At 60.3% G+C, this 24,099-nt stretch carries 22 protein-coding genes; 14 read left to right on the top strand and 8 right to left on the bottom strand.

Annotated elements, in window-relative coordinates:
- Positions 1-2 precede the first annotated feature (2 nt).
- Together folE and AC0IYN_RS19600 are read left to right on the top strand one after the other, a co-directional pair.
- The gene (gene folE / locus AC0IYN_RS19605) at positions 3-548 is read left to right on the top strand and encodes a GTP cyclohydrolase I FolE (protein WP_019826593.1); all 546 of its coding nucleotides are present in this window, start codon (positions 3-5) and stop codon (positions 546-548) included.
- A 102-nt stretch (positions 549-650) separates the two neighbouring features.
- A complete protein-coding gene (locus AC0IYN_RS19600) occupies positions 651-1,022 on the top strand; it encodes a glutathione S-transferase N-terminal domain-containing protein (RefSeq protein ID WP_078049555.1) in 372 nt (123 codons plus the stop codon).
- Positions 1,023-1,118: 96 nt separating this feature from the next.
- Here the strand turns inward: AC0IYN_RS19600 and AC0IYN_RS19595 are convergent, their stop codons facing one another.
- From AC0IYN_RS19595 to AC0IYN_RS19585, 3 genes are read right to left on the bottom strand one after another with little or no spacing between them, the layout of a single operon-like run.
- On the bottom strand, positions 1,119-1,436 hold the full coding sequence (locus AC0IYN_RS19595) for an AtuA-related protein (RefSeq protein WP_406597642.1): 318 nt from the start codon (positions 1,434-1,436) through the stop codon (positions 1,119-1,121).
- Complete coding sequence (locus AC0IYN_RS19590; RefSeq protein WP_471842643.1) at positions 1,433-2,758, bottom strand: acyclic terpene utilization AtuA family protein; 1,326 nt, start codon at positions 2,756-2,758, stop codon at positions 1,433-1,435. The genes AC0IYN_RS19595 and AC0IYN_RS19590 overlap by 4 nt, the downstream gene beginning before the upstream one ends.
- 1 nt (position 2,759) lies before the next feature.
- Positions 2,760-4,052 (bottom strand): CitMHS family transporter, encoded by a 1,293-nt coding sequence (locus AC0IYN_RS19585; RefSeq protein ID WP_100490090.1) that lies wholly within the window; start codon positions 4,050-4,052, stop codon positions 2,760-2,762.
- Positions 4,053-4,163: 111 nt separating this feature from the next.
- Here AC0IYN_RS19585 and AC0IYN_RS19580 point away from each other — a divergent pair, with 111 nt between their 5' ends.
- The gene (locus AC0IYN_RS19580) at positions 4,164-5,051 is read left to right on the top strand and encodes a LysR family transcriptional regulator (protein WP_406597640.1); all 888 of its coding nucleotides are present in this window, start codon (positions 4,164-4,166) and stop codon (positions 5,049-5,051) included.
- A gap of 75 nt (positions 5,052-5,126) precedes the next feature.
- Here AC0IYN_RS19580 and AC0IYN_RS19575 read toward each other — a convergent pair whose 3' ends face one another.
- Positions 5,127-5,729 (bottom strand): glutathione S-transferase family protein, encoded by a 603-nt coding sequence (locus AC0IYN_RS19575; RefSeq protein WP_078049560.1) that lies wholly within the window; start codon positions 5,727-5,729, stop codon positions 5,127-5,129.
- Between the two features lie 10 nt (positions 5,730-5,739).
- Positions 5,740-6,906, bottom strand: coding sequence for an aminotransferase-like domain-containing protein (locus AC0IYN_RS19570; RefSeq protein WP_406597638.1), 1,167 nt, complete (start codon positions 6,904-6,906; stop codon positions 5,740-5,742).
- Positions 6,907-6,987: 81 nt separating this feature from the next.
- Here AC0IYN_RS19570 and AC0IYN_RS19565 point away from each other — a divergent pair, with 81 nt between their 5' ends.
- The 3 genes from AC0IYN_RS19565 to AC0IYN_RS19555 all read left to right on the top strand — a co-directional run bounded on the left by AC0IYN_RS19565 (position 6,988) and on the right by AC0IYN_RS19555 (position 9,594).
- Positions 6,988-7,416, top strand: a complete 429-nt coding sequence (locus AC0IYN_RS19565; RefSeq protein ID WP_078049561.1) for a MarR family winged helix-turn-helix transcriptional regulator — start codon at positions 6,988-6,990, stop codon at positions 7,414-7,416.
- 182 nt (positions 7,417-7,598) lie between these two features.
- Positions 7,599-8,945, top strand: a complete 1,347-nt coding sequence (locus AC0IYN_RS19560; protein WP_368945459.1) for an NCS2 family permease — start codon at positions 7,599-7,601, stop codon at positions 8,943-8,945.
- A 10-nt stretch (positions 8,946-8,955) separates the two neighbouring features.
- Positions 8,956-9,594 (top strand): LysE family translocator, encoded by a 639-nt coding sequence (locus AC0IYN_RS19555; protein WP_099492375.1) that lies wholly within the window; start codon positions 8,956-8,958, stop codon positions 9,592-9,594.
- Here the strand turns inward: AC0IYN_RS19555 and AC0IYN_RS19550 are convergent.
- Positions 9,578-14,764: a dermonecrotic toxin domain-containing protein gene (locus AC0IYN_RS19550; RefSeq protein ID WP_471842637.1), complete on the bottom strand. Its 5,187-nt coding sequence runs from the start codon at positions 14,762-14,764 to the stop codon at positions 9,578-9,580. The two genes, AC0IYN_RS19555 and AC0IYN_RS19550, sit on opposite strands and share 17 nt — an antisense overlap.
- A 155-nt stretch (positions 14,765-14,919) precedes the next feature.
- Positions 14,920-15,273, bottom strand: a complete 354-nt coding sequence (gene uraH, locus AC0IYN_RS19545; RefSeq protein ID WP_457239881.1) for a hydroxyisourate hydrolase — start codon at positions 15,271-15,273, stop codon at positions 14,920-14,922.
- 388 nt (positions 15,274-15,661) lie between these two features.
- Here uraH and puuE point away from each other — a divergent pair, with 388 nt between their 5' ends.
- From puuE to AC0IYN_RS19505, 8 genes are all read left to right on the top strand, one after another.
- A complete protein-coding gene (gene puuE / locus AC0IYN_RS19540; protein ID WP_471842633.1) occupies positions 15,662-16,588 on the top strand; it encodes an allantoinase PuuE in 927 nt (308 codons plus the stop codon).
- Positions 16,585-17,100: a 2-oxo-4-hydroxy-4-carboxy-5-ureidoimidazoline decarboxylase gene (gene uraD, locus AC0IYN_RS19535; protein ID WP_406597636.1), complete on the top strand. Its 516-nt coding sequence runs from the start codon at positions 16,585-16,587 to the stop codon at positions 17,098-17,100. Before puuE ends, uraD begins: the two co-directional genes overlap by 4 nt.
- 41 nt (positions 17,101-17,141) lie before the next feature.
- On the top strand, positions 17,142-18,137 hold the full coding sequence (alc, locus tag AC0IYN_RS19530) for an allantoicase (protein ID WP_078049568.1): 996 nt from the start codon (positions 17,142-17,144) through the stop codon (positions 18,135-18,137).
- Between the two features lie 126 nt (positions 18,138-18,263).
- Positions 18,264-18,767 carry an ureidoglycolate lyase gene (locus tag AC0IYN_RS19525; protein WP_099492371.1) on the top strand — a complete coding sequence of 168 codons (504 nt, stop codon included), beginning with the start codon at positions 18,264-18,266 and terminating at the stop codon, positions 18,765-18,767.
- Between the two features lie 51 nt (positions 18,768-18,818).
- Positions 18,819-20,123, top strand: a complete 1,305-nt coding sequence (locus AC0IYN_RS19520; RefSeq protein WP_406597635.1) for a urate hydroxylase PuuD — start codon at positions 18,819-18,821, stop codon at positions 20,121-20,123.
- A 142-nt stretch (positions 20,124-20,265) separates the two neighbouring features.
- Entirely contained in the window at positions 20,266-21,612 is a 1,347-nt protein-coding gene (locus AC0IYN_RS19515) for a nucleobase:cation symporter-2 family protein (protein WP_406597634.1), read from the top strand.
- A gap of 44 nt (positions 21,613-21,656) precedes the next feature.
- Complete coding sequence (locus tag AC0IYN_RS19510; RefSeq protein WP_457239880.1) at positions 21,657-22,025, top strand: hypothetical protein; 369 nt, start codon at positions 21,657-21,659, stop codon at positions 22,023-22,025.
- 23 nt (positions 22,026-22,048) lie between these two features.
- Positions 22,049-22,834, top strand: coding sequence for an outer membrane protein OmpK (locus tag AC0IYN_RS19505; protein WP_025854988.1), 786 nt, complete (start codon positions 22,049-22,051; stop codon positions 22,832-22,834).
- Between the two features lie 91 nt (positions 22,835-22,925).
- Here the strand turns inward: AC0IYN_RS19505 and AC0IYN_RS19500 are convergent, their stop codons facing one another.
- Positions 22,926-24,059: a patatin-like phospholipase family protein gene (locus AC0IYN_RS19500; RefSeq protein WP_099492370.1), complete on the bottom strand. Its 1,134-nt coding sequence runs from the start codon at positions 24,057-24,059 to the stop codon at positions 22,926-22,928.
- Positions 24,060-24,099: the final 40 nt, after the last annotated feature.

Raw genomic sequence — 24,099 nt, 5'->3', positions numbered from 1 at the left:
CTGTGACATTGGAACAGAATTACACCGCGATCCTCGGCCAACTCGGCGAGGACGTTTCCCGCGAGGGCCTGCTCGACACGCCAAAGCGTGCCGCCAAGGCGATGCAGTACCTTTGCCGCGGCTACGAGCAGACTCTGGAAGAGGTCACCAACGGTGCCTTGTTCAGCTCCGACAACAGCGAAATGGTGCTGGTCAAGGACATCGAGTTGTACTCGCTGTGCGAACACCACCTGCTGCCGTTTATCGGCAAGGCTCACGTCGCCTATATCCCGAGCGGCAAAGTGCTGGGCCTGTCCAAGGTTGCGCGGATTGTCGACATGTATGCCCGCCGCCTGCAGATCCAGGAAAACCTCAGCCGCCAGATCGCCGACGCGGTGATGCAAGTGACCGGCGCCCTGGGCGTGGCCGTGGTGATCGAAGCCAAGCACATGTGCATGATGATGCGCGGTGTGGAAAAACAGAATTCGTCGATGATCACCTCGGTGATGCTGGGTGAGTTCCGCGAAAACGCGGCCACCCGCAGCGAATTCCTCAGCCTGATCAAGTAACGGGCTGCGTAAGAAAAAACCGGCGTTCATCGCCGGTTTTTTTTCGCCTGCAGAATTAAGGTAAGCTGCGGCCCCTTCTGTCATGGGCAAGAGGTTTCAGCCATGTTCGTCAAAGCACTTCGAGTCGGCCTCGGCCACATCATCATCGCGGGCGACTTCCTGACCCGCCCCCGCAAAAAGCAGCGTCCCGCCGAGCAGCAGGCGCAGGTGAATGCCGCCGCCAAGGAACTGACCCTCTATCAATTCCACGCCTGCCCATTCTGCGTGAAGACTCGCCGTACCCTGCATCGCCTGAATGTACCGGTGGCCCTGAAGGACGCGAAAAACAACGAGCAGGACCGCCAGACCCTGCTGGAACAAGGCGGCAAGATCAAGGTGCCGTGCCTGCGTATCGAAGAGAATGGCCAGACCACCTGGATGTACGACTCCAAGGTGATCATCGATTACCTCGACAAGCGCTTCGCCGCAATCTGACAGACACCGCCCTCCTGTAGGAGAGCGGCTTGCCGGCGATGGCGTCCGAAAAATCGCCGCCTGGCGTTGGGGCCTCATCGCCGGCAAGCCGGGCTCCTACAGGTCGTTGATATCCAGATCCAGCAGCGCGGACCCTAGGCATTTGCCATGGGCATCCAGCGCCAGCGAGCGGGTGACGCCGCCGCGCAGGATGCCCGGCAACACGAAGTTCAGCGCCTGCACATTCGGCAATTCATAGCGCCGTACAGGCGCCGCGCCCGGCTCACGCAACCCCGCGAAAAACTCGGCCACGCGCTCGGCCGTCAATTGTTCGCAGAGCAGTGGGTAGTCCTCGACACGATAAGCAATGATCGAAATGTTCGACGTGTCGCCCTTATCCCCGGTGCGGGAATGGGCCAGTGTGTGCAGCTTCATGCTTCGATCCTCGGTTTGACCGCACCACGCGGCAGCAGCAAAGACGCCACCGCCACCACCTGCCGCAGGCTTTTACTGGCACCGCCGCCACCGGACGGGCCATTGGTGTAGAGGGTTTCCACTTCATTGCCCACGCGCACCGCTTCACCGCGCTCTTCAGAGCGAGCCGCCACGCGCAGGCGCACTTCCCAGGGCTCGACCGCGCTGCGCGGGCCGTGCAGCGAATCGATGCCGATCAGTTCGGCGCGTACGTCCTGCATGTTCACGCCCGTCAACTCAAGCCGCTTGAGGACGACATCCCGCGCCAACTGCGCCCGCGCGACAGCACCGGGGCCGCCGTAGGACATCTGCCCTTCACCGATCCAACCGTCCAGGTAACCCACGCTGACTTTCAACTGCTCGGGTCGTGCACGGCCATCCGCCCCCACGGCGCGAATGCGATCAACGCCCTCCTCCACAAAGCCCACGTGGGAAAAGTCCGCGGTCACATCCGGCGTTAGATACGCCGCCGGGTCGTGCACTTCGTAGATCAGTTGCTCGGTACAGGTGGCGCGGCTGACCCGCCCACCGGAGCCGCTGACCTTGGTGATCAGCGCTTCGCCATCGGCATCGATCTCGGCCAACGGAAAACCCAGGCGCGCCAGGTCGTCCACATCCTTGAAACCGGGGTCGGCAAAATAGCCGCCACTGACTTGCCCGGCGCATTCGAGCAAATGCCCGACCAGGGTGCCTCGGCCCAGGCGTTGCCAGTCGTCCGCCGCCCAGCCGAATTCGAACATCTGCGGCGCCAGGAACAACGAAGGGTCGGCCACGCGCCCGGTGATCACCACATCGGCATCAGCGCGCAATGCCTCCAGAATGCCGTCGACACCCAGGTAGGCATTCGCAGAGATCAGCCGCTCACCCAGGGAGCCGACGGTCTGGCCGTTGTCCAGCAACCACTCTGGCTGCAACACCGTCAACACATCGTCGCCGACCACGGCAACCACCTTGAGACCAAGGCCCAACTCGCTGGCAATTCGCCGCACTTCGATTGCCGCTGCCACCGGATTGGCCGCGCCCATATTGGTGATCACCCGCAAACGCCGGCGATCGGCCTTCACACCAACAAACGGCAACACCCGGCGCATGCGCTCACTCAGGAGCGGGTCGTAGCCACCCTGCGGGTCACTGATGCGCGCCTGCTGCGCCAGGGCAATCGTACGTTCGGCCAGGCATTCGAACACCAGGTAATCCAAGTCGCCGTATTCGGCCAACTCGACTGCAGGTTCGATACGGTCACCGGAATAGCCGGCGCCGGAGCCGATGCGCAAGGTTTTCATTTCAAATAACTCCCAGGAGCAACGCCGTCAGGGTCATCAACACCGACGCGGCAAACAGAAACGGAATGGTGAAGCGTTGGTGGTCGGCCAATTCGACCTTGCACAGGCCCACCAGCAGGAAGGTTGCGGGGGTCAGCGGGCTGACTGGGAAACCGGTGGTGTGCACGCCCAGCAACGAGGCCTGGGCCACTTGCAGCGGGTCGACGCCCAGGGCCTTGCCGACTTCGGCGATCACAGGCATCACGCCGAAATAGTAGGAATCAGGGTCGAACAGCATGCTCAGCGGCATGGAAATGAAGCCCACCACCGCCGGGATCAACTTGCCATGACCCGCCGGAATCTGCGCCACCGCCACCTCGGCAATGGCCTTGAGCATGCCGGTACCCTGCATGATCCCGGTGAACACCCCGGCGGCCAGAAGGATACTGGCCATGGTCAGGGCGGTCTTCGCATGGGCATCAATGCGGGCACGCTGGGCGTCGACGTTCGGGTAGTTGATGCACAGCGCCACGACGGTACCGAGCATGAACATCACCACCGGGTCGACCCAACCGGCAATCATCACCACCATCACCAGCACGGTGAGGATCAGGTTGACCCAGAACAGGCGCGGGCGACGCAGCTTGATGTCATCGTCACTGAGCACCCGCTGCGGCACGGCATCCACACTGGAGCCGGCGCCGAGGCCCAGGCGTTTTTCTTCTCGACGGCCGAGCCACCAGGCACAGGCAAACACAAAGATCAGGCCGACGATCTGCACCGGGATCAGTGGCTGGAACAAGTCTGCCACCGGCACATGCAGTGCCGCAGACGAGCGCAACACCGGCCCGGTCCAGGGCAGGAAATTGACCCCGGCCGCCATCGCGCACACGCACGCCAGGATGCGTTTATCGATGCCCAGCCGCGTATACAGCGGCAGCATCGCCGGCACCGTCACCAGGAAGGTCACCGCGCCGGAACCGTCCAGGTGCACAAGGAGCGCCAGGGTCGCGGTGCCTACGACAATTCGTGTAGGACGCGTCCCTACCGTGCGCAAGATGCGGTCAATGATGGGGTCGAGCATGCCAGCATCGGTCATGATCCCGAAAAACAGGATCGCGAACACAAACATACCCACCACGGGGGCGACGTTCTTGATACCGGTGATGATGAAAGCGCTGGTTTGCAGGCCGAATCCGCCGAGCAGTGCAGCGATGATCGGCAAGGCGATCAGGGCCACTAGCGGCGAAAGGCGTTTGCTCATGACGGCAGCGAGCAGGCACAGGATGGTAATGACACCCAGGGTAGCGAGCATGGGTTACTCCAGAGCGGCCTTGATGGCCGGTTATTGTTTTCCCTGGAGTATTGGAAGCGGGTTAGTCTTTGTAAATTGGAATATTCACCAGCCAGTGTTCGGAAAAACAAAATGAAGAACAGCATCCAGCACATTCAGGCGTTCCTTGCGGTCGCCCGCACCGGCAGTTTCACCAAGGCGGCCAATGAGCTGCATCTGTCGCCGTCGGCGCTGACGGTGCAAGTCCAACAGTTGGAAGACTGGCTAGGCGTCACCCTGCTCGATCGCAGCCCGCGCCATGTCAGCATCACCGCCGCCGGCCAGGACGCCCGCGGGCCGATGGAAAAACTGCTGCTCGACCTGGACAACATTGTCACCGGCTCCCGCGACCTCGCCGCCTTGCGCCGTGGCGTGGTCACCATCGCCGCCCTGCCCTCGGTGTGTGCCGGCACTCTGCCGCCGGTTCTACGCCTGTTCCGCGAACGTTTTGCCGGGATTGAAGTACGCCTGCATGACCTGGTGGCCCATCGCATTCATGCCCAGGTGCGTTCCGGCGAAGTGGATTTCGGCATCGGCGTGCGCGCACGGCTCAGCCATGGCCTGGACTTCGTGCCGGTGCTGAATGATCGCTTGTGTGCATTTGTGCCGGTGGATCATCCGCTGGCCCGCCATCGCACACTGGCCCTGGAACAACTGGCGGACCAACCGATCATCCTCACAGGGCGTGACAGCAGCGTGCGTGAACAAGTGGACGCGCTGTTCGATGAGACGCGCCTGACGATGAATGCGGGGATGGAGGCCAACTACATGTCGACCGTGCTGGCATTGGTGCGCCAGGGGTTGGGGATCAGTGTGCTGCCGGAGTCGGCGGCGGACAGCCTGGAGGGGTTGAAGCGCATCGACATCGATCACCCCGGCGTGAACCGGGAGATCGGGCTGATCAGTCGCAGCGGGATGGGGTTGAGTCCGGCGGCGCAACGCTGCTTCGAGCTCTTGAACACTGAAATGCGACCTGTGTAGGCGCCTGGCTTGCTGGCGATGGCGCGATTGAAAACGCATCGCCGGCAAGCCGGGCTCCTACAGATCAGGGGGGGTTCAGTCGAGCATTGGCACGTGTTTGGGATGGCTGGCAACACGCTTCAACCACGCCTGCACACCCGGATAAGCATCCAACTCAAAACCACCCTCATTCGCCACATGGGTGTAGGCATACAAAGCCACGTCCGCGATGGAGAACTGCTCGCCGACCAGGTACGGCGTCAGTTGCAGTTGGCGCTCCATGACCTTGAGGGCCTTGTAACCGCCCTTGTGCAGTTTCTTGTATTCCTCCAGGCGGTCTTCGGGCAGGCCCAGGTAAAACTGGATAAACCGCGCCACCGCAATGTACGGCTCATGGCTGTATTGCTCGAAGAACTGCCATTGCAGCACTTGCGTGCGCAGGCGCGGCTCGGTCGGCAGGAACTCACTGCCATCGGCGAGGAAGTTGAGGATCGCGTTGGACTCCCACAGGCAGGTGCCGTCTTCCAGCTCCAGCACGGGGATCTTGCCATTGGGGTTCTTCGCCAGGAACTCGGCGGTCTGGGTGTCACCCTTGAGGATGTCCACATCGATCCATTCGTACGGAATGCCCAGCAGGCTGAGCATCAATTTGACCTTGTAGCAGTTGCCCGACTTGTAATCGCCATAAACCTTGTACATGGGGCTCCCCTTATGCCGCTTGCGCGTGCTGTGCTTGACGGACCACCGCGGCCAGGCGCTTGAGACCTTCGTCCAGGCGGGCCGGGTCGATATGGCTGAAATTGAGCCGCAACGAGCCAAGGTGTTGGTCTGGCTCGGAAAAGAACGGTTCACCGGGCATGAACGCGACGTTCTGGTCGAGCGCTTGAGCCAACAAGGTGCGGGTGTCGAGCGGCTGTTTCAAGGTCAGCCAGAAGAATAATCCACCCTGGGGCACTTGCCAGTCGGCCAGGTCGCTGAAATGCCGTTCCAGTGCGGCCTGGAAAGCATCGCGGCGTTCGCGGTAAAAGCTGCGCAGTTGCACCAGGTGGTGCTGGTATTTTTGCGTGCCGATCCACTGCATCGCCTGCCATTGGCCGACGCGGTTGGTGTGCAGGTCCGCCGACTGCTTGAGCTTGAGCAGGTGTGGGAACAGGTCCGGGCTGGCGATCAGGTAGCCGACGCGCAACCCTGGCAACAAGGTCTTGGACACGGTGCCGGTGTAAATCCAACTGGCCTTTTGCAGGCGCCCGACGATGGGTTTGGCGCTGCCGCCGTCGAAGGTCAATTCGCGGTAGGGTTCGTCTTCGATCAGGGTCACGCCGTACTCATCGAGCAACGCCGCGACGGCCTCGCGCTTGGCTTCGCTGTAACGCACGGCCGAGGGGTTCTGGAAGGTCGGGATCAGGTAGATGAACGCCGGGCGATGACGTTCGAGGTTTGTGCGCAACGCGGCCAGGTCGGGACCGTCGGCTTCCAGTTGCACCGTCAGGCAGTGCGCGCCGAACAATTGGAAGATCTGCAAGGCGGCCAGGTAGGTCGGGCCTTCCAACAGGATTTGCGTGCCTTTATCGATATAGAGCTTGGCCGCCAGGTCGAGGGTTTGCTGGGAACCGCTGACCACCAGCACCTGGCTGGCCTGGCACGGCACACCCAAAGCGCGTGCTTCTGCGGCGAGCAGTTCGCGCAGCTGTGGTTCGCCTTCGCTCATGCCGTACTGGCCGATGTTCAGCGGCATGTCGTCCCAGTTCAGTGCGGGCAGCATGGCTTCTGCGGGCAGGCCACCGGCGAACGACATCACTTCCGGACGCTGGGCGGCCGCGAGGATTTCACGGATCAAGGAGCTTTTAAGGCGCGTAACACGTTCAGAGAAGGCCATAAGGTCACCGGTAGCGAAGCCTGTGGGAAATACGTCAAACTGGTTGACCGAAATTACGATGACTTGCACGGATACGTCAATATGCTTGACCTTAAAAACCCAACCGCCCAGCAGGAGGCCATGGAAGCGTTCTTCTTTGGCTACCAGGCGTTCACCGCCAAGGCCGACGAAATGCTCGAGCGCCGTGGCCTGAGCCGGGTGCACCAGCGCATCGTGTTTTTTATCGCGCGCTACCCTGCCTTGAGCGTGAAAGAACTGCTGGAACTGCTGGGCGTGAGCAAGCAGGCGCTGAACATACCGCTGCGCCAACTGCAGGAAATGCACTTGGTGAACAGCGTCGCGTCCGAGACCGACAAGCGCAAACGCCTGCTTGAACTCACGGAAGAAGGCCTGCGTTTCGAGCAATCCCTGCGCCGTGAACAGGTGAAGTTGTTGCAGCGCGCGTTCGGCGAGGCCGGGGAAGAAGCGGTAGCCGGATGGCTGGCCGTCAATCAAGCATTGAGCGGCTGAACTAGCTTCCCACACTGCTATTCGAAAACATTATTTGCTTTATTTGTATACAAAAGCATAATTCGCCTCGTGCGAGTTCCTGACCTATTGGTCAACAAAACCCGCCAGTACCTCAAAGCGCTGTTGCCCACATCTGTGACCGGCGCTGGAAATAACAATAAAACTCTTGAGGAGTACTCGCTGTGGATAGCCGCAAATCCGAAGCCCCGACGCTGGACCTTGCCCCCTCACAGAACAGTTGGCTGGAACGCCTGTTCAAACTGCGCTTGCATGGCACCACAGTGAAGACCGAGCTGATCGCAGGCCTCACTACCTTCATCACCATGGCCTACATCATCTTCGTCAACCCCAACATCATGGCCGACGCCGGCATCGATCACGGCGCGGCGTTCGTCGCCACCTGCATCGCCGCCGCCCTGGGCTGCCTGTTGATGGGCCTGTACGCCAACTGGCCCGTGGGCCTGGCACCGGGCATGGGCCTGAATGCGTTTTTCACCTACACCGTGGTCGGCACCATGGGCTACACCTGGGAAACCGCGCTGGGTGCGGTGTTTATTTCCGGCGTGCTGTTCATGGGCCTCACCCTGTCCCGCGTGCGTGAATGGTTGCTCAACAGCATCCCCGTGAGCCTGCGGCATGCCATGGGCGCTGGGGTGGGTCTGTTCCTCGGGGTGATTGGCCTGAAGACCGCCGGCATCATCGTTGACAGCCCGGCTACCTTGATCAAGCTCGGCTCCTTGCACGAGCCGGCGCCGCTGCTGGCGGCCGTGTGCTTCCTGCTGATCGCCATTCTGAGCTATCACCGTGTGTTCGGCGCGATCCTGATCAGCATCATCGCCGTGACCCTTGCCGGCTGGGGCCTGGGCCTGGTGCACTACAACGGCATTCTCTCCACCCCACCCAGCCTGGCACCGACCTGGATGGCCATGGACGTTAAGGGTGTATTCAATGTCAGCATGATTAGCGTTGTATTTGCATTTCTTTTTGTACACATGTTCGACACCGCAGGTACACTGATGGGCGTCGCGCAACGGGCAGGCCTGGTGAATGCCGATGGCAAGATCGACAACCTGTCCCGCGCCTTGAAGGCCGACAGTGCTTCCAGCGTATTCGGCGCCATGGTCGGCGTTCCACCGGTTACCAGCTACGTGGAAAGTGCCGCAGGCGTGGCCGCTGGGGGTCGCACCGGGCTGACAGCGGTAACGGTAGGCATCCTGTTTGTGGCGGCGATGTTTTTCGCGCCCTTGGCCGGCATGATTCCGGCGTACGCCACGGCAGGTGCGCTGATTTATGTGGCAATGCTGATGATGGCAAGCATGGCCCATATCAATTGGGATGAAGCCACCGACAGCATTCCGGCAATTGTCACCGCGATCATGATGCCGCTGACGTTTTCGGTCGCCGACGGGATCGCCCTGGGGTTTATCACCTACGTGGCGCTCAAGGCCGGCACTGGCAAGTACCGCGAGATTTCTGTGAGCCTGTGGGTGCTGTGCGCGATCTTTATTGCCAAATTCATATTTCTATAAGGAGTAACGGATGAACCTGGAAACCTGGCTACTGTTCAGCGGCGCGGCATTGGTGGTGATTCTGATCCCCGGGCCGTTGTCACTGTTGATGATCAGCAACAGCCTCAATTATGGCTTGCGTCGGTCATATCCAGCGTTTCTGGGTGGGGTGTTTGCCTCTATCTGTTTGCTTAGCGCCTCGGCCCTCGGTTTGGGCGCGCTGCTGCTGGCGTCGGAACAACTGTTCAGCGCCTTGAAAGTGCTTGGCGCGGCGTACCTGTTTTATCTGGCCTGGCAAAGCTGGCAGCAATCGCGGCAGCCGGCCCACGCTGCCGAAGTCCCACCGGTAGCGAGCACGCCGCGCTTTCGCGCCCTGTTTGGCCGTGCGTTTGTACTGGGCGCCAGCAACCCCAAGGACATTCTGTTTTTCGCCGCGTTCCTGCCGCAATTTCTCAGCAGCCAGCAAGCGTTCCTGCCGCAGTTGCTGATAATGATTGCGACGTGGACGCTACTCGATTTGCTCTGCAAGCTGGCCTACGGCCTGGGCGCGCACGGCGCCGCCCGCTACTTGCGCAGCGGCAAGGGCCAGAGTTGGTTCAACCGCATCAGTGCCGCCCTGTTCAGTGGGGCGGGCATTGTTTCGCTGATCAAGGTCAGGCTGCCAGTTTGACGAAGTAAACGGTGGCAGATACCCGCCCATTAACGGGCCACTGGATGCCGGCCAAAATACGCACCAACCGTTGCTCACTCAGTGCGAGCTTAACCTCGGCCGATAACGCCGTGTTCATATAGACGGCGGATCGCCCCATGAACCAATTATCTGACAACCTGTTGCCCAAGGGGAGGTTGGCCTGTTCAATCCAGTGAAAAGACAGGTAGTAGAGCGTGCCGGGTGAATGGGGGTGTGTGGCGACGGCTTCCCGTACGGCTTTAGCGCCGCGTTTGACGTCGAGCTCCCGAACACTGAACCCTTGCTCCTGCAGCACGCTCTTGACGGCATCGCGCTGCGCGATACCGCGTTGAGCCGCCCGCCCTTTGCCTTCGCGCTGCAGCGGTTTTGCCAAGGGGCGCGGCGGCGTGAAATCAACACGCGTGAAGCCTGGGGCTGCGCCTTGGTAGCTGATGAATGTACTGCTTCGTCCTCTTTCAATTGGCCGCAACATCCTCAGTAAATCGTCCGTCTGCCCTGGTTTTGCAGGTGCTGGCGGCAACCAGCTGTCCAGCGTTGCGCGCACATTGAGCATATGAGTCGCCGTCGCCGCCCTGGTCGGATCTGACAGCTCAATCATCCTCGCCACGGTCAAATCGCGACTTTCACGCGTCAAGGAAGGAAAGGCGTCTGCCACATACTCCGTGAGCGGCTTATCGAACAAGGGCGCATGCAGCTGCCACCCGCCCGTTGGCGTGCGAGACGCTGCAAGGGGTTGTTCAGCCAGATGCGTGCTTGTCCAACGCTCGATATCGGCGCGAGCCAACGAGACCGGGGGCTCATTCTTCGTAATAAACACGATACGGTTCAAAGGTGCTTGCGTACCCTGCGGCAGCAACCTGTAAAAACCGCTTGAGGGGTCTGTGAAGATCGTATAGTCGGGGGCGACCCGGAGGGCATGGTAGGAAAACCCGTGAGCATCCAATGGCACCAAAAAAATGCCCGGTGCGGGGGAGCTCATTTGCGGACTGATCTGGATTTGCATACGCCAATCGAGCCAATGGAGGGCGGGTGTGGAGGACTGGAGGATCCTGTTTTCGGTAGCGGTGCGCACGACGGGTGGCCACCAGTCCGGCGCCGGCGATGCCCGGGCGACCCATGGATCAAGCACGCCCGAACTCGTTCCGGCTGCCGGCAGAGGCGCGTCCGCGCCCAGTAACCACTCCCGGGACTCATGGATGTTGATGATCAGTTCGTCCTGCTCCGGCAGCTGCTTGTTTTTCAAGCGCAACGACGGCTCGTTCGCGCGCCGGTAAACCGGATAATGGTGTGTGCCATCCGCTACAAACAGCTCGCCATTTTTGACATAGACACCTTCCCGCCCAGGCCCTTTCAACGCCACCGCGCCTTCGGGCACCGATTTGACACTAAAACGCTCCAGTGCCGGAAGCTGCCTCACCGAGGGGGTCGAGGGGAAGGCAGGGCCAGGCTCCCCACGCCAGCGATGCATCCGCCGCAACGCTGGCGGCAGAGCAGACCGTGCAGCACCAGCCCCCGCTTTACCGGGGCCAGGTATGAAGGTCATGACCAGGTCCACCAGGAAGAACTTTATCGTATCGGCCAGCACGCGTTTATCACGGGGATCGCCAGAGCGTTGATAACGTTTCGCCACGACGTACAACTCATAGAGGTCACTGAACAGCCCGACAATCGGAACGAAGACACTCAATACCATGCGTATTTTGGCGACGCTGTCGTCACGAAGACGACGGACTCGATATTCTTCCAGCGCCTTGTTGGAGTAGCTGGCCGCCTGTGTCTGGCGCTGCAGCTCATGCACGTAGCCGCGGTACAGCAACGCTTGGGCATCGCAGCCCGGATTGGCGACAATCGCCAGCCAATCCTGCGGATCACTGGCAATCTGTTCGAACACCTGCTCCTCTATCTCGTCAAGCGACAGCGATGGCTCCCGATGCTTCACGCGAAGCGCGCGAGACAATTGCCATATCCCTTTCACAAAGGCGGCACCGGTGGCCACATCGAGAATGCTGATGGCCTTTGGGTCAAGCGTTGCCTGAAAGGCCCAGCCAGGCGCGACCTGCCGCGCCAGCGCCTTGGCGTTATCGGGTAATGCGCCCAGACGGTTCAACTCAGCTCGGGCCTTTTCAAGACCGCTGTACTCAGTGAGCACCAAGGCGTGCGGGGCCTGGGGCCAATAGACCACGCAAAGTCCGGAGCGCTTGTCTTCTACCACCACTATCCCGGCGACATAGCGATCATGTTGCATGGTATGTCCCACCACATGAACCCCATGCAGTTGTAATTCATGCTGGTTTTTCAACAGATCCTGCGGCGCTCGTGCAGCCATTGCCGTGCTGAACACGCCTTGTGCTGTGGTGGACAACCCCTGTTGAACCGCGCAAAACAGATGATACTCAGCGCCCGTGTGCAACACGCGATTCAATAACTCGGGAATACGTGCTTCGCTGGGCGAGTGTTCGGGGCTGGCCGGTGGGTAAAAGGTGTTGTTTATCAACGCGTCGTAGTGACCGCCGATATCCAGCGAAGAGATTATTTGCCTCAGATGGTTAACATGAAAGCCTGGCCACGGCCCTCGCAGAACACAGGCACGGTTTAATTTGTACTGCGTCCAGGAAGCCAGCGGGTCCAGGTTTTGCAGCGCAACCTCCAACAGACTGAAGGCCCTGCATGCAGAAGACCGAGGCAATAGGGTGTGCGGGCCCCTCAGGAGGCAGGCCTCTTCATAACCACAATAGGTGCCGTGAATATCGCCAGACATCGCGATAAAGGGCTCATCTATGCCGACCCCCAAGACGATCCCCTCGCGATGCAAGCGGTCGGTCAACGACTGGCGGGCATACGTGTGCAAGTCCGGCAGACGTTGTTCTTGCCGCGCTAAAAATGCCCAGACGCTGCTCATGTACAACGACTGCAAGCGCCTGAAGGTCCTACGCTGCGCACGCGTTGCCCGTGTTAACCATGCCGGCAGTTTTTTCGCTTCAAGCGCAACCTTGCGCAGCAGTTCAATATTCGTCTGCGCGCGGCTCAGAGTGCTGTTGACAGGAACCTGCAGTTGTTGCTTCAGCTCAATCAGCAGCAGCTCACGGCTCAACTGCGCATCCTTGACCTCACTGAAAACACGGGTGATAGCCTCGCTGCTTTTGTGCAAACGGTCGTAGGCCCCCAGCAATTTCTTGAGAGTGGCCAGCGCGGGTTTACCTGGGATCTCTACATAGCGCACGCTCAGGGCTTCACGAGCAGCGTGTGCACGTAAGTCGCGACGCTTATCGCGCTCCACACAGCCCCACAGCACAGAGTCGTCCCGACTGCTCAGGCTCGCCTTGAGACTGCGGGTTAACCGGTCCACCCCGGAAAAAGCCAACACCCCACCCTCCACCCCGAAAGCGTACAGAACCACGGGAAGCTGGCGCGTCGGCCTCCTCAGCGCCGCTGCCGTGGTGACCACCCACACGTTATGGAGCGAAAAGAAGCCGTCTAGGTCATTGCCGATTGCGACTGACATCACCCTTGTTTGACTGCCGGGTCGCTTGCTTGCCAAAGGCTGCTCTATCACTTCAATCATCAAGTCCCGATGGGCCGTGCTGAGGAGTGCGAGCCGGTGTTGCAATTGAACCTCACAACGCAGAGCCTCGGCCTGGGCGTTCATAAACAGAGAAACACGCCTGGGAGTCCCCGCCCCCCCGGGTCGCTCAGCCCAAAAAACCAGATCAAGCGACCGTTGCAGCGCCTCCTTCATCAACGCCTTCAACGCCTGTGCATGAGCCTCCAATTGATTCATCAGCGACCGGAGCTCTTGGTACGCGGGTGTCTCTGCGGCGGGATCATCCGGGGCCAACAGCGCGACCAGACCTTTTTCATAGCGTTTGAACTGATGCTTTTCGGTGAGTAACGCGAGGCCCGGTGCCATGCTGGCAAACACTATTTCTGCGTGTCGTCGCTGATGATCCCATTCAAGTAATGAGTCGCGGATAGGCCCCAGGCGAACGCCGCCGATCAACTGCTTTCTGGTGCGCTCCATGAACCTGAGAAAGGGCACTGTCTCCAGCGGTTGAGACCGGGAGGGCTCTGCGGAGTAAACCTGCGCCAGGTTAATCGTAAAGGCACACGCGACTTCATTGGCCCATTGCCCCTCCAGCAACCTCTGAGCGCCTTGCGTCAGTGCATCCCCCACAATCTTCGGACCACACAGGAATCCAGTTGCCGGCGACAGTGCAGCCGGTGGGCACAATCCATTGCGCCGTTTCAACGGCATGCACTGCCACAGCTGGTGAAAACGCTCTCTGTCCAGCTCCAGCAGGCCGCATTGAAGGTCGGCGAAGCTCGGGTACTCGTAAAAATTGCGTACCACACCTGGAAGGTAAATCACGTGGGGAGCTTCAGCAGACTCGCCCTCACGATAAATATGCAATGCCCCAGGGATCGCTTCAGCGGGCGACCCCGGCCACATCAATTGGCTCACGTGCACGTTGGCCCAAGGTCCACCCGCCCGCTGGCGTGCGTCAGCCGTCGGGGCATCGATCACGGCCTGGACCATCAGCATTGCCGCACTCGATAGTTCGTCCAGTTGTCGGGTGATAAAGGCCCGGTCAGCGAACAGTCCCACGTGCAGCTCGATCCAGCGCTCACGCCGCGTCAGCCAGGAACCCTCAGTCAGGGTATTCCAATAGGTTTCATGCGCGTGGGCCAGCCGGTCAGTCAGCCGCATCTCGATAACCCGTTGCAATACCTCCAGCGGCGTGTAGAGCAATCGACGATTTGGCTCGCCCTTGACGCTCAGTGCGGTGAAGGTGTTGACATTGAAATCCACCGCCGGCTTCACCAGCAACAACAATGCCCGCTCGGTCAGCGTCTGGATCTTCTCGGGCACCAGCGGCGGCTTGGGCTCGGTAAACAACAGCGTGTCCGGGTCAACCTCAAACGCCTTGTGCAGCTCGGCGCGAATGACCTTCAATACTGTGGGGGCACGTCCTATCAGGTGGGCAAGTGCCCGAGTCGACTCGACGCACCGAAGGTCGGCAAGCGCAATCTTATTGATCAAGCGGCTGGGATGCGTACTGGCGTTGATTCGCCACCGCAGGGTGTTGCGCATTTCCTGCGATGCCGTTTGGGCGGCTATGTCTGCATCATGGGTATCGAGGGACGGGCTCATGGTGTTTTCTATCAATGAGAAAAAACCAGCCTAAATAGGGCGCATATTCAAAATGAGCTAGATAGTTAAGCCCATCCAAAAATCGAAAAAAAGCCCGCAGTGTGGGCGGGCGAAAAACCAACGAAGAGCTTTGGGGGTGTGAAGCGAGGTGACGCTCAGCTACCGCGATAGGTGGAGTAGCTGTAAGGCGAAATCAGGAGGGGAACATGGTAATGATCCTGCTCGGCGCTGATGCCGAAGCGCAGCACCACTACATCCAGGAAGGCCGGCTCTGGCAATTGCACACCACGGGCGCGGTAATAGTCGCCGGCGCAAAATTGCAGTTGGTATACGCCGCTGCGGTAGTCATCACCTTGCAGCAACGGCGTGTCGCAACGGCCGTCGCTGTTGGTCAGGGCGGTGGCAACCAGTTCCAGTTGCGCCCCTTCGACGCGGTACAGTTCAACCTTGATCGCGCTGCCGGGGCAGCCGTGCGCGGCGTCCAATACGTGTGTGGTCAAGCGTCCCATGGCGTCTTTGCGCCTCCCGTAGACAGTGGAAGAGTAATCCGCACTTTTTCGGGGCAGCGAAAAAGTCGGCGATGGCTGATTAAGACACTTTCTAAAAAAATTGTACACAATAAATTCAACAAATATCCCAACCCCTGTAGGAGCCGGGTTGCCGCCGACAGTGTCTGGCCTGATACGCCGATGGGAACCTATCGCTGGCAAGCCAGCTACTACAGGTGGGTATCTGGCAAAAAGTTTTTGCGGTTTAGCTGACCAGTCAGGCAGGTTTCTTGCAATGGCTTATTCATATGCCGTTTAGAAAAAATGCGGAAATGCGGGCTTACAAAGTCGGCGATAAGTTGTATACAATCACTCATCGCTACTACGACGAACAAGAAGGAAGACTGCAGTGAGCGCTGACTACCCACGCGACCTGATCGGTTACGGCAGTAACCCTCCTCACCCCCACTGGCCGTGCAAGGCGCGCATTGCGCTGTCTTTCGTACTCAACTACGAAGAAGGCGGCGAGCGCAATATCCTGCACGGCGACAAAGAGTCCGAAGCCTTCCTGTCGGAGATGGTCTCGGCCCAGCCGCTGCAGGGCGAGCGCAACATGAGCATGGAGTCGCTGTACGAATACGGCAGCCGTGCCGGCGTGTGGCGTATCCTCAAGCTGTTCAAGGAATTCGATATCCCGCTGACCATCTTCGCCGTGGCCATTGCCGCCCAGCGCCACCCGGATGTGATCCGCGCGATGGTCGCCGCCGGCCACGAGATCTGCAGCCACGGCTACCGCTGGATCGACTACCAATACATGGACGAGGCCCAGGAGCGCGAGCACATGCTCGAAGCCATCCGCATCCTCACCGAACTGACCGGCGAACGCCCGCTGGGCTGGTACACCGGGCGCACCGGCCCCAATACGCGGCGGCTGGTGATGGAGGAAGGTGGCTTCCTCTACGACTGCGACACCTACGACGATGACCTGCCCTATTGGGAACCCAACAACCCTACCGGCAAGCCGCACCTGGTGATCCCCTACACCCTGGACACCAACGACATGCGCTTTACCCAGGTGCAGGGTTTCAATAAGGGCGATGACTTCTTCGAGTACCTCAAGGACGCGTTCGACGTGCTCTACGCCGAAGGCGCCGAGGCACCGAAAATGCTTTCCATCGGCCTGCATTGCCGCCTGATCGGTCGCCCGGCGCGCCTGGCGTCGTTGAAGCGTTTTATCGAATACGCAAAAGGTCATGAACAGGTGTGGTTCACCCGCCGCGTCGACATCGCCCGTCACTGGCACGAAACCCACCCGTACACGGGAGCCGCGAAATGACTGCGTTCCACACCTTGAAACCGTCGACCCTGAGCCGCGATGCATTCGTCGCAGCCTTCGCCGACATCTACGAACATTCGCCATGGGTGGCCGAAAAGGCCTTCGACCTGGGCCAGGACGCGTCGATCGACCAGATCGAAACCCTGCACCAGCGCATGAGCGACATCCTGTTGAGCGCCGATCATGCCAGCCAGCTTATGCTGGTAGTCGCTCACCCGGACCTGGCCGGCAAAGCCGCCGTCCAGGGGCAACTCACCGAAGCCAGCACCAATGAACAGGCTGGCGCCGGTATACACCAATGCACGGCCGAAGAGTTCTCGCGCTTCACCGAGCTGAACGATGCCTACAAGGCCAAGTTCAAGTTTCCCTTCATCATGGCGGTAAAAGGCAGCAACCGGCACCAGATCCTCGCCGCGTTCGAAACGCGCATCCACAACTCGGTGGACACTGAGTTCAAGTGCGCGCTGGACGAGATCAACAAGATCGCGTTGTTCCGCTTACTGACCCTCTAAACGACCATCCCCAGCCACTTTATCTAAGGCAGACAAGAAGAATGAAAGCTTACGCCGTACCTTTCGAAAAGTTCGTCAACCTGGCCGACGCCCGCCTGGGCACCAAGATCATCTCCGTCACCGATGACTGGTTCGCCGACGCCAACCGCCTGTTCCAGCCGACCCCGGCCGTGTGGAAGGAGGGCGTTTTCGATGACAACGGCAAGTGGATGGACGGCTGGGAGTCGCGCCGCAAGCGCTTCGAAGGCTACGACAGCGCGGTGATCCGCCTGGGCGTGCCGGGTTCGATCAAGGGCGTGGACATCGACACTTCATTCTTCACCGGCAACTACCCGCCGTCGGCGTCCCTGGAAGCCTGCTTCCTGGCCTCGGGCGAGCCTGACGAAAACACCCAGTGGGTGGAAGTGCTGTCGGCTGTCGAGCTGCAAGGTAACAGCCACCATTACCACGAGATCAACAACGACCAGGCGTTCAGCCACCTGCGCTTCAACATCTACCCGGATGGCGGCGTGGCGCGTCTGCGTGTGTACGGCGTGCCGTTCCGCGACTGGTCTTCGGTGGGCGACAACGAACAGGTCGACCTGGCTGCCGCACTGAATGGCGGGCGTGCCCTGGCGTGCTCCGACGAGCACTTCGGCCGCATGAGCAACATCCTCAACCCGGGCCGTGGCATCAACATGGGCGACGGCTGGGAAACCGCACGTCGTCGCACGCCAGGCAATGACTGGGTGATTGTCGCCCTGGGCCACCCGGGCGAGATCGAGAAAATCATCGTCGACACCCTGCACTTCAAGGGCAACTACCCGGACACCTGCTCGATCCAGGGCGCGTTCGTGAAGGGCGGCACCGACAGCCAGATCGAAACCCAATCGCTGTTCTGGCGCGAACTGCTGCCGGCGCAGAAGCTGGAAATGCACGCTGAACACACGTTTGCCGAGCAGATCAAGGCACTGGGCCCGATTACTCACATCCGCCTGAATGTGTTCCCGGATGGTGGCGTGAGCCGCCTGCGGGTCTTGGGCAAAGTAGCTAAATAAGCGGTGAGCCCATCGCAGGCAAGCCAGCTCCCACATTTGACTGTATTCGCAGATCAAAATGTGAGAGCCGGGCTTGCCCGCGATAGCAATAGAACAAACAACACAGAACTCGGATAAGAGACAGCCATGCGCACACTGATGATCGAACCCCTGACCAAAGAAGCCTTCGCCCCTTTCGGAGACGTTATCGAAACCGATGGCAGCGATCACTTCATGATCAACAACGGGTCGACCATGCGCTTCCACAAACTGGCAACGGTGGAAACCGCCAAGCCAGAGGACAACGCCATCATCAGCATCTTCCGCGCCGACGCGCAGGACATGCCGCTGACCGTGTGCATGCTGGAACGACACCCGCTGGGCAGCCAGGCTTTCATTCCGCTGCTCGGCAACCCCTTTCTGATCGTGGTCGCGCCACTTGGCGATGCACCTGTATCGGGCTTGGTCCGCGCCTTCGTCACCAACGGCAGGCAGGGCATTAATTACCATCGCGGCGTCTGGCACCACCCGGTGCTGACGATCGAAAAGCGGGATGACTTCCTGGTGGTTGATCGCAGTGGCACAGGCAATAACTGCGATGAGCATTTTTTCAAAGAGGATGAGCGGTTGATCCTCGCCCCCCACCAATAAGAGAAGGTCTGATCACCCGACAACAAGGGTGACAGGCGAGAGGTAAAGACTGTGGAAGCACATTTGATGGAATGGCTGAACCTGAGCGTGCGCTGGGTTCACATGATCACGGGCGTCGCGTGGATCGGCGCTTCTTTCTACTTCGTCTGGCTGGAAAACAACCTCAATCGCGTCAACCCCAAGAGCGGCCTGGCCGGTGACTTGTGGGCGATCCACGGTGGCGGTATCTACCACCTGGAAAAATACAAACTGGCCCCACCGACCATGCCGGATAACCTGCACTGGTTCAAATGGGAAGCCTATTTCACCTGGATGTCCGGCATCGCGCTGCTGTGCGTGGTGTTTTACTGGAACCCCACGTTGTACCTGCTGGCCCCCGGCAGCAGCCTCAGCGGTCCGGAAGGCGTATTGCTGGGCATTGGCTCATTGTTCGCCGGCTGGTTCATCTACTCCTTCCTCTGCGACTCGGCCCTGGGCAAGCGCCCTGCCCTGCTCGGCTTCATCCTGTTCGTGCTGTTGATTGCCGCCGCGTACGGCTTCAGCAAAGTGTTCAGTGGCCGTGGCGCCTACCTGCACGTGGGTGCGGTGATCGGCACCATCATGGTCGGTAACGTGTTCCGCATCATCATGCCGGCGCAACGTGCACTGGTCGCAGCGATCGCCGAGAACCGCACGCCTGACCCGGCGCTGCCGGCCAAAGGCCTGCTGCGTTCACGACACAACAACTACTTCACCTTGCCAGTGCTGTTCATCATGATCAGCAACCACTTCCCGAGCACCTACGGCAGCCAATACAACTGGCTGATCCTGGCCGGCATCGCGGTGGCGGCGGTGTTGGTGCGGCACTACTTCAACACCCGGCATAACAGCCAGAAGTATGCGTGGACGTTGCCGGTAGGCGCACTGGCGATGATTTGCCTGGCGTATGTGACCGGACCAAAACCGGTATCGACTTCGCCAGAAGTGGCCAAGGCCCCCGCGGTAATCGAGTATCAGCCATTGCCGGAAACCGCAGTGGGTGGTGGTCTGAAACCTGCCGCGCCTGCCGCACCTGCCGAACCGGCTGCAGCGCCCGCTGCGCCCGCCCAGGCGACGATTGATTTCGACAAGGTGCATGGGGTGATCCAGGAGCGCTGCGCCGTGTGCCATTCAGCCAAGCCCACCAGCCCACTGTTCAGCACCGCGCCGGCTGGGGTGATGTTTGACACCCCGGCACAGATCCAGCAGCAGGCCGCGCGTATTCAGGCGCAGGCCGTGGCGAGCCAGATCATGCCGCTGGGCAACATCACCCAGATGACCCAGCAGGAACGGGACTTGATTGGCACCTGGATCAATCAGGGGGCGCGTACCAATTAAGTACTCGGTGGCTTGACGGCCGCCTTCGCCGGCAAGCCGGCTCCTGCAGGGTGTGCGCTCACCTGTAGGCGCCGGCTTGCCGGCGATCAACCGCGCAGCGGTTGCCAAACAACACAAAAATAAAAAAGATCCGAGGTGTTGCATGACCGAGTTAGCCGAACCGCAGATTCCTGCCGCGCCCGCCATGGTGCGGCTGCCCCTCTTGCAACTGATTCTGGTAGGCCTGCAACACGTCTTGCTGATGTACGGCGGCGCCGTCGCCGTGCCCCTGATTATTGGCCAGGCCGCCGGCCTGAGCCGTGAAGAAATCGCCTTTCTGATCAACGCCGACCTGCTGGTGGCCGGCATCGCCACCATGGTGCAGTCGTTCGGCATCGGCCCGGTGGGCATCCGTATGCCGGTGATGATGGGCGCCAGTTTTGCCGCCGTCGGCAGCATGGTCGCCATGGCCGGCATGCCGGGCATCGGCTTGCAGGGGATCTTCGGCGCAACCATCGCCGCCGGGTTCTTCGGCATGCTGATCGCGCCGTTCATGTCCAAGGTCGTGCGCTTTTTCCCGCCACTGGTGACCGGCACGGTGATCACCGCGATTGGCCTGTCGTTGTTTCCGGTGGCCGTGAACTGGGCCGGGGGTGGCAGCGCCGCCGCGACCTTCGGTTCACCGATCTACCTGGCGATTGCCGCACTGGTATTGGCCACCATCCTGCTGATCAACCGCTTCATGCGCGGCTTTTGGGTGAACATCTCGGTGCTGATCGGCATGGGCCTGGGTTACGCCTTGTGCGGGGCCATGGGCATGGTCGATCTCAGTGGCCTGGCCCAGGCGCCGTGGGTGCAAGTGGTGACACCGCTGCACTTCGGCATGCCCAAGTTCGAGTTGGCGCCAATCCTGTCGATGTGCCTGGTGGTGGTGATCATCTTTGTCGAGTCCACCGGGATGTTCCTCGCGCTGGGCAAAATCACCGGCCAGGACGTCACCCCGAAGATGCTGCGCCGTGGCTTGCTATGTGATGCGGGCGCGTCGTTCGTGGCCGGCTTCTTCAACACCTTTACCCACTCTTCGTTTGCCCAGAACATCGGCCTGGTGCAGATGACCGGCGTGCGTTGCCGCTCGGTGACGATCATGGCCGGGGCCTTCCTGATTGTGCTCAGCCTGCTGCCCAAGGCCGCCTACCTGGTGGCGTCGATTCCACCGGCGGTACTCGGTGGCGCGGCGATTGCGATGTTCGGGATGGTGGCGGCGACCGGGATCAAGATCCTGCAGGAAGCCGACATCGCCGACCGGCGCAACCAATTGCTGGTGGCGGTGAGTATCGGGATGGGCCTGATCCCCGTGGTGCGCCCGGAGTTCTTCGCGCAGCTACCGCTGTGGATGAGCCCGATTACCCACAGTGGCATCGCCATGGCCACCCTCAGCGCGTTGTCGCTGAATATCCTGTTCAACATTCTCGGCGGCGCTGAACGACCTGCCGTGGCTCACACGCATTGATTCCTTTGTTAGTAAAACAATAACAACAAACAGGGAACACCCACATGCACACCCTTCACCTGGGGCCGGCCACGAGCCGTGCCCCATTCTCGCCCCACGCGCTCTGTTACAGCGCACTTGAGCCCAGGCTTTGGAGCCAGTATTCTCCGCGCCCGCTCGAATCGACTCAAAAAAAAACAGCAAATGTAAAAGCTGACTGCAAGGCCAACTTATCCCGGCCTTATGTCTGCGGCCAAAGTGCGCAAAAGTCCTCTGAATTCGACTGCATTCCATGCAGCCGACGGGGATTTTTTGGCTTTTTAAACACCTTGGCGCAGCTCTTGCTAAAAGCACTAAAGCTGACCGAACAGACGATTTTTGCAGCGAACCAAAAGGCGCCACACCAGAGCGCCTGCGTAGAAGAAAAACCATAAAACTTTAACTCGGGAGCAACCGAATGAAACCTATGTTCAAAGGCCTGATGCTGGCGGGATCCCTGCTGGCCGGTGGCCAAGCCGTGGCCGGTGACCTGTTGCAGTGGCAGAACAACAGCCTGACTTACTTGTGGGGCAAGAGCTTCACCGTCAACCCACAGATCCAGCAAACCGTCACCTTCGAACATGCCGATGCCTGGAAGTACGGCGACAACTTCTTCTTCCTCGACCGCATCTTTTATAACGGCAAGGAAGACGGCAATGTGGGCCCGAATACTTACTACGGAGAGTTCAGCCCACGTTTGTCGTTCGGCAAGATTCTGGACAAGGACCTGTCATTCGGCCCGATCAAGGATGTATTGCTGGCACTCACCTACGAGTTCGGCGAAGGCGATAACGAGTCGTACCTGGTGGGCCCTGGTTTTGACTTGAACATCCCCGGCTTCGATTACTTCCAGTTGAACTTCTACCAGCGCCAGACCGAAGGCAATCGCCCGGGTGACGGTGTTTGGCAGATCACCCCGGTGTGGTCGTACACGATCCCGGTGGGCAACTCGAATATCCTGATCGACGGTTTTATGGACTGGGTAGTCGACAACGACAAGAACGCCCGTGGTACTTACCACGCCAACCTGCACTTCAACCCACAAGTCAAATACGACCTGGGCAAAGCGCTGCATTGGGGCGACAAGCAGTTGTACGTGGGTTTCGAATACGACTACTGGAAGAACAAGTACGGCATCGAAGATTCCGGCGCGTTCAAGACCAACCAGGACACGGCGAGCTTCCTGGTCAAGTACCACTTCTGACCCTGGCTGATTTCCATGCCCCTCCCCCTGTAGGAACCCGGCTTGCCGGCGATAGCGTTGCTGAGGACGCCATCGCCGGCAAGCCGGGCTCCTACAGGTTCGGCGTGAGGCCTAGGAACCGCGACAATTCCTCACGCTTGGCCAACGCATCGCGCCGCCCCAGCTCGATCAACTCGCTGCAATACCCCGCCTCGAACAGCAAGTAACTCAACACCCCCGCCCCGCTCGTCTTGGTCGCCCCAGGCCCCCTCAAGAACATACGTAATGCCGCCGGCAATTCCTGCCGATGCCGCGCCGCGATTTCATCGATGGGCTGGCTCGGTGCAATCACCAGCACCTCCACCGCCGCCACGCCAGGCGCGGCATGGCTGTACTGATTCAAGCGTTCCAGCAATTCGATGTCGCTTTCCAGGCTGTCAATGAACGTGCTGTTGAGCATGTGCCCGCCGATCTGCGCCAGGGTCGGCTCCTGGCCGGTGTAGGTGCGTTGCGTCGCCGGTTCATTGCCGCGCGGGTTGCCACTGACGCCGACCACCAGCACGCGGCTGGCGCCCAGGTGCAAAGCCGGGCTGATCGGCGCGGATTGCCGCACGGCGCCATCGCCGAAATATTCCTGGTCAAGCTTCACCGGGGCGAACAGCAAGGGGATTGCCGAACTGGCCAGCAGGTGCTCAACCGTCAGTTGGGTCGGCACGCCGATGCGGCGGTGGCGTAACCAGGCGTCAATGGTGCCACCGCCCTGGTAGAAGGTCACCGCTTGCCCGGACTCGTAACCAAAGGCCGTCACCGCAACGGCGTGCAGGTGCTTGTGGCGGATAGCCTCGTCGATACCCTCAAGGTTCAAGCGCTCTTGCAACAAATCGCGCAGCGGCGAGCTGTTCAGCAGTGCCACCGGCACTTGGGCACCAATGCCCAGCAGGCTGTGGATGAAAAAGCGGCCCGCTTGACGAATCACCCCCGGCCAATCGCTGCGCAGCACCAGATGGCTGCGAAAGCCCTGCCAGAACGCAGTCAGGCGTTGGATGGCGGCGGTGAAGTCCATGGCACCACTGGCCAGGGTCACTGCGTTGATCGCGCCGGCCGAGGTGCCGACGATCACCGGGAACGGGTTCGGCGACCCTGGCGGCAACAACTCGGCAATGGCCGCTAATACCCCTACCTGATACGCCGCTCGCGCCCCGCCGCCGGAAAGAATCAAGCCTGTAACCGGTTCAGCTGGGCGCATTGCGTCACTCCATGTGGGCCATTAAGGGAAAGTTCGGTCT

The sequence above is a fragment of the Pseudomonas sp. AC112 genome, assembly GCF_979253545.1.
This window is presented reverse-complemented; position numbering and strand designations above follow the sequence as displayed.

Bases quoted from the DNA above. Each gene is read 5' to 3' on its own strand.
- AC0IYN_RS19555 (WP_099492375.1), top strand. From the start codon at position 8,956: ATGAACCTGGAAACCTGGCTACTGTTCAGCGGCGCGGCATTGGTGGTG.
- AC0IYN_RS19570 (WP_406597638.1), bottom strand. From the start codon at position 6,906: ATGGCCTTCTCTGAACGTGTTACGCGCCTTAAAAGCTCCTTGATCCGT.
- AC0IYN_RS19510 (WP_457239880.1), top strand. From the start codon at position 21,657: ATGCACACCCTTCACCTGGGGCCGGCCACGAGCCGTGCCCCATTCTCG.
- AC0IYN_RS19505 (WP_025854988.1), top strand. From the start codon at position 22,049: ATGAAACCTATGTTCAAAGGCCTGATGCTGGCGGGATCCCTGCTGGCC.
- uraH (WP_457239881.1), bottom strand. From the start codon at position 15,273: ATGGGACGCTTGACCACACACGTATTGGACGCCGCGCACGGCTGCCCC.
- AC0IYN_RS19600 (WP_078049555.1), top strand. From the start codon at position 651: ATGTTCGTCAAAGCACTTCGAGTCGGCCTCGGCCACATCATCATCGCG.
- AC0IYN_RS19515 (WP_406597634.1), top strand. From the start codon at position 20,266: ATGACCGAGTTAGCCGAACCGCAGATTCCTGCCGCGCCCGCCATGGTG.
- AC0IYN_RS19590 (WP_471842643.1), bottom strand. From the start codon at position 2,758: ATGAAAACCTTGCGCATCGGCTCCGGCGCCGGCTATTCCGGTGACCGT.
- alc (WP_078049568.1), top strand. From the start codon at position 17,142: ATGAAAGCTTACGCCGTACCTTTCGAAAAGTTCGTCAACCTGGCCGAC.
- AC0IYN_RS19550 (WP_471842637.1), bottom strand. From the start codon at position 14,764: ATGAGCCCGTCCCTCGATACCCATGATGCAGACATAGCCGCCCAAACG.
- AC0IYN_RS19565 (WP_078049561.1), top strand. From the start codon at position 6,988: ATGCTTGACCTTAAAAACCCAACCGCCCAGCAGGAGGCCATGGAAGCG.
- AC0IYN_RS19585 (WP_100490090.1), bottom strand. From the start codon at position 4,052: ATGCTCGCTACCCTGGGTGTCATTACCATCCTGTGCCTGCTCGCTGCC.
- AC0IYN_RS19580 (WP_406597640.1), top strand. From the start codon at position 4,164: ATGAAGAACAGCATCCAGCACATTCAGGCGTTCCTTGCGGTCGCCCGC.
- AC0IYN_RS19595 (WP_406597642.1), bottom strand. From the start codon at position 1,436: ATGAAGCTGCACACACTGGCCCATTCCCGCACCGGGGATAAGGGCGAC.
- uraD (WP_406597636.1), top strand. From the start codon at position 16,585: ATGACTGCGTTCCACACCTTGAAACCGTCGACCCTGAGCCGCGATGCA.
- AC0IYN_RS19525 (WP_099492371.1), top strand. From the start codon at position 18,264: ATGCGCACACTGATGATCGAACCCCTGACCAAAGAAGCCTTCGCCCCT.
- AC0IYN_RS19575 (WP_078049560.1), bottom strand. From the start codon at position 5,729: ATGTACAAGGTTTATGGCGATTACAAGTCGGGCAACTGCTACAAGGTC.
- AC0IYN_RS19500 (WP_099492370.1), bottom strand. From the start codon at position 24,059: ATGCGCCCAGCTGAACCGGTTACAGGCTTGATTCTTTCCGGCGGCGGG.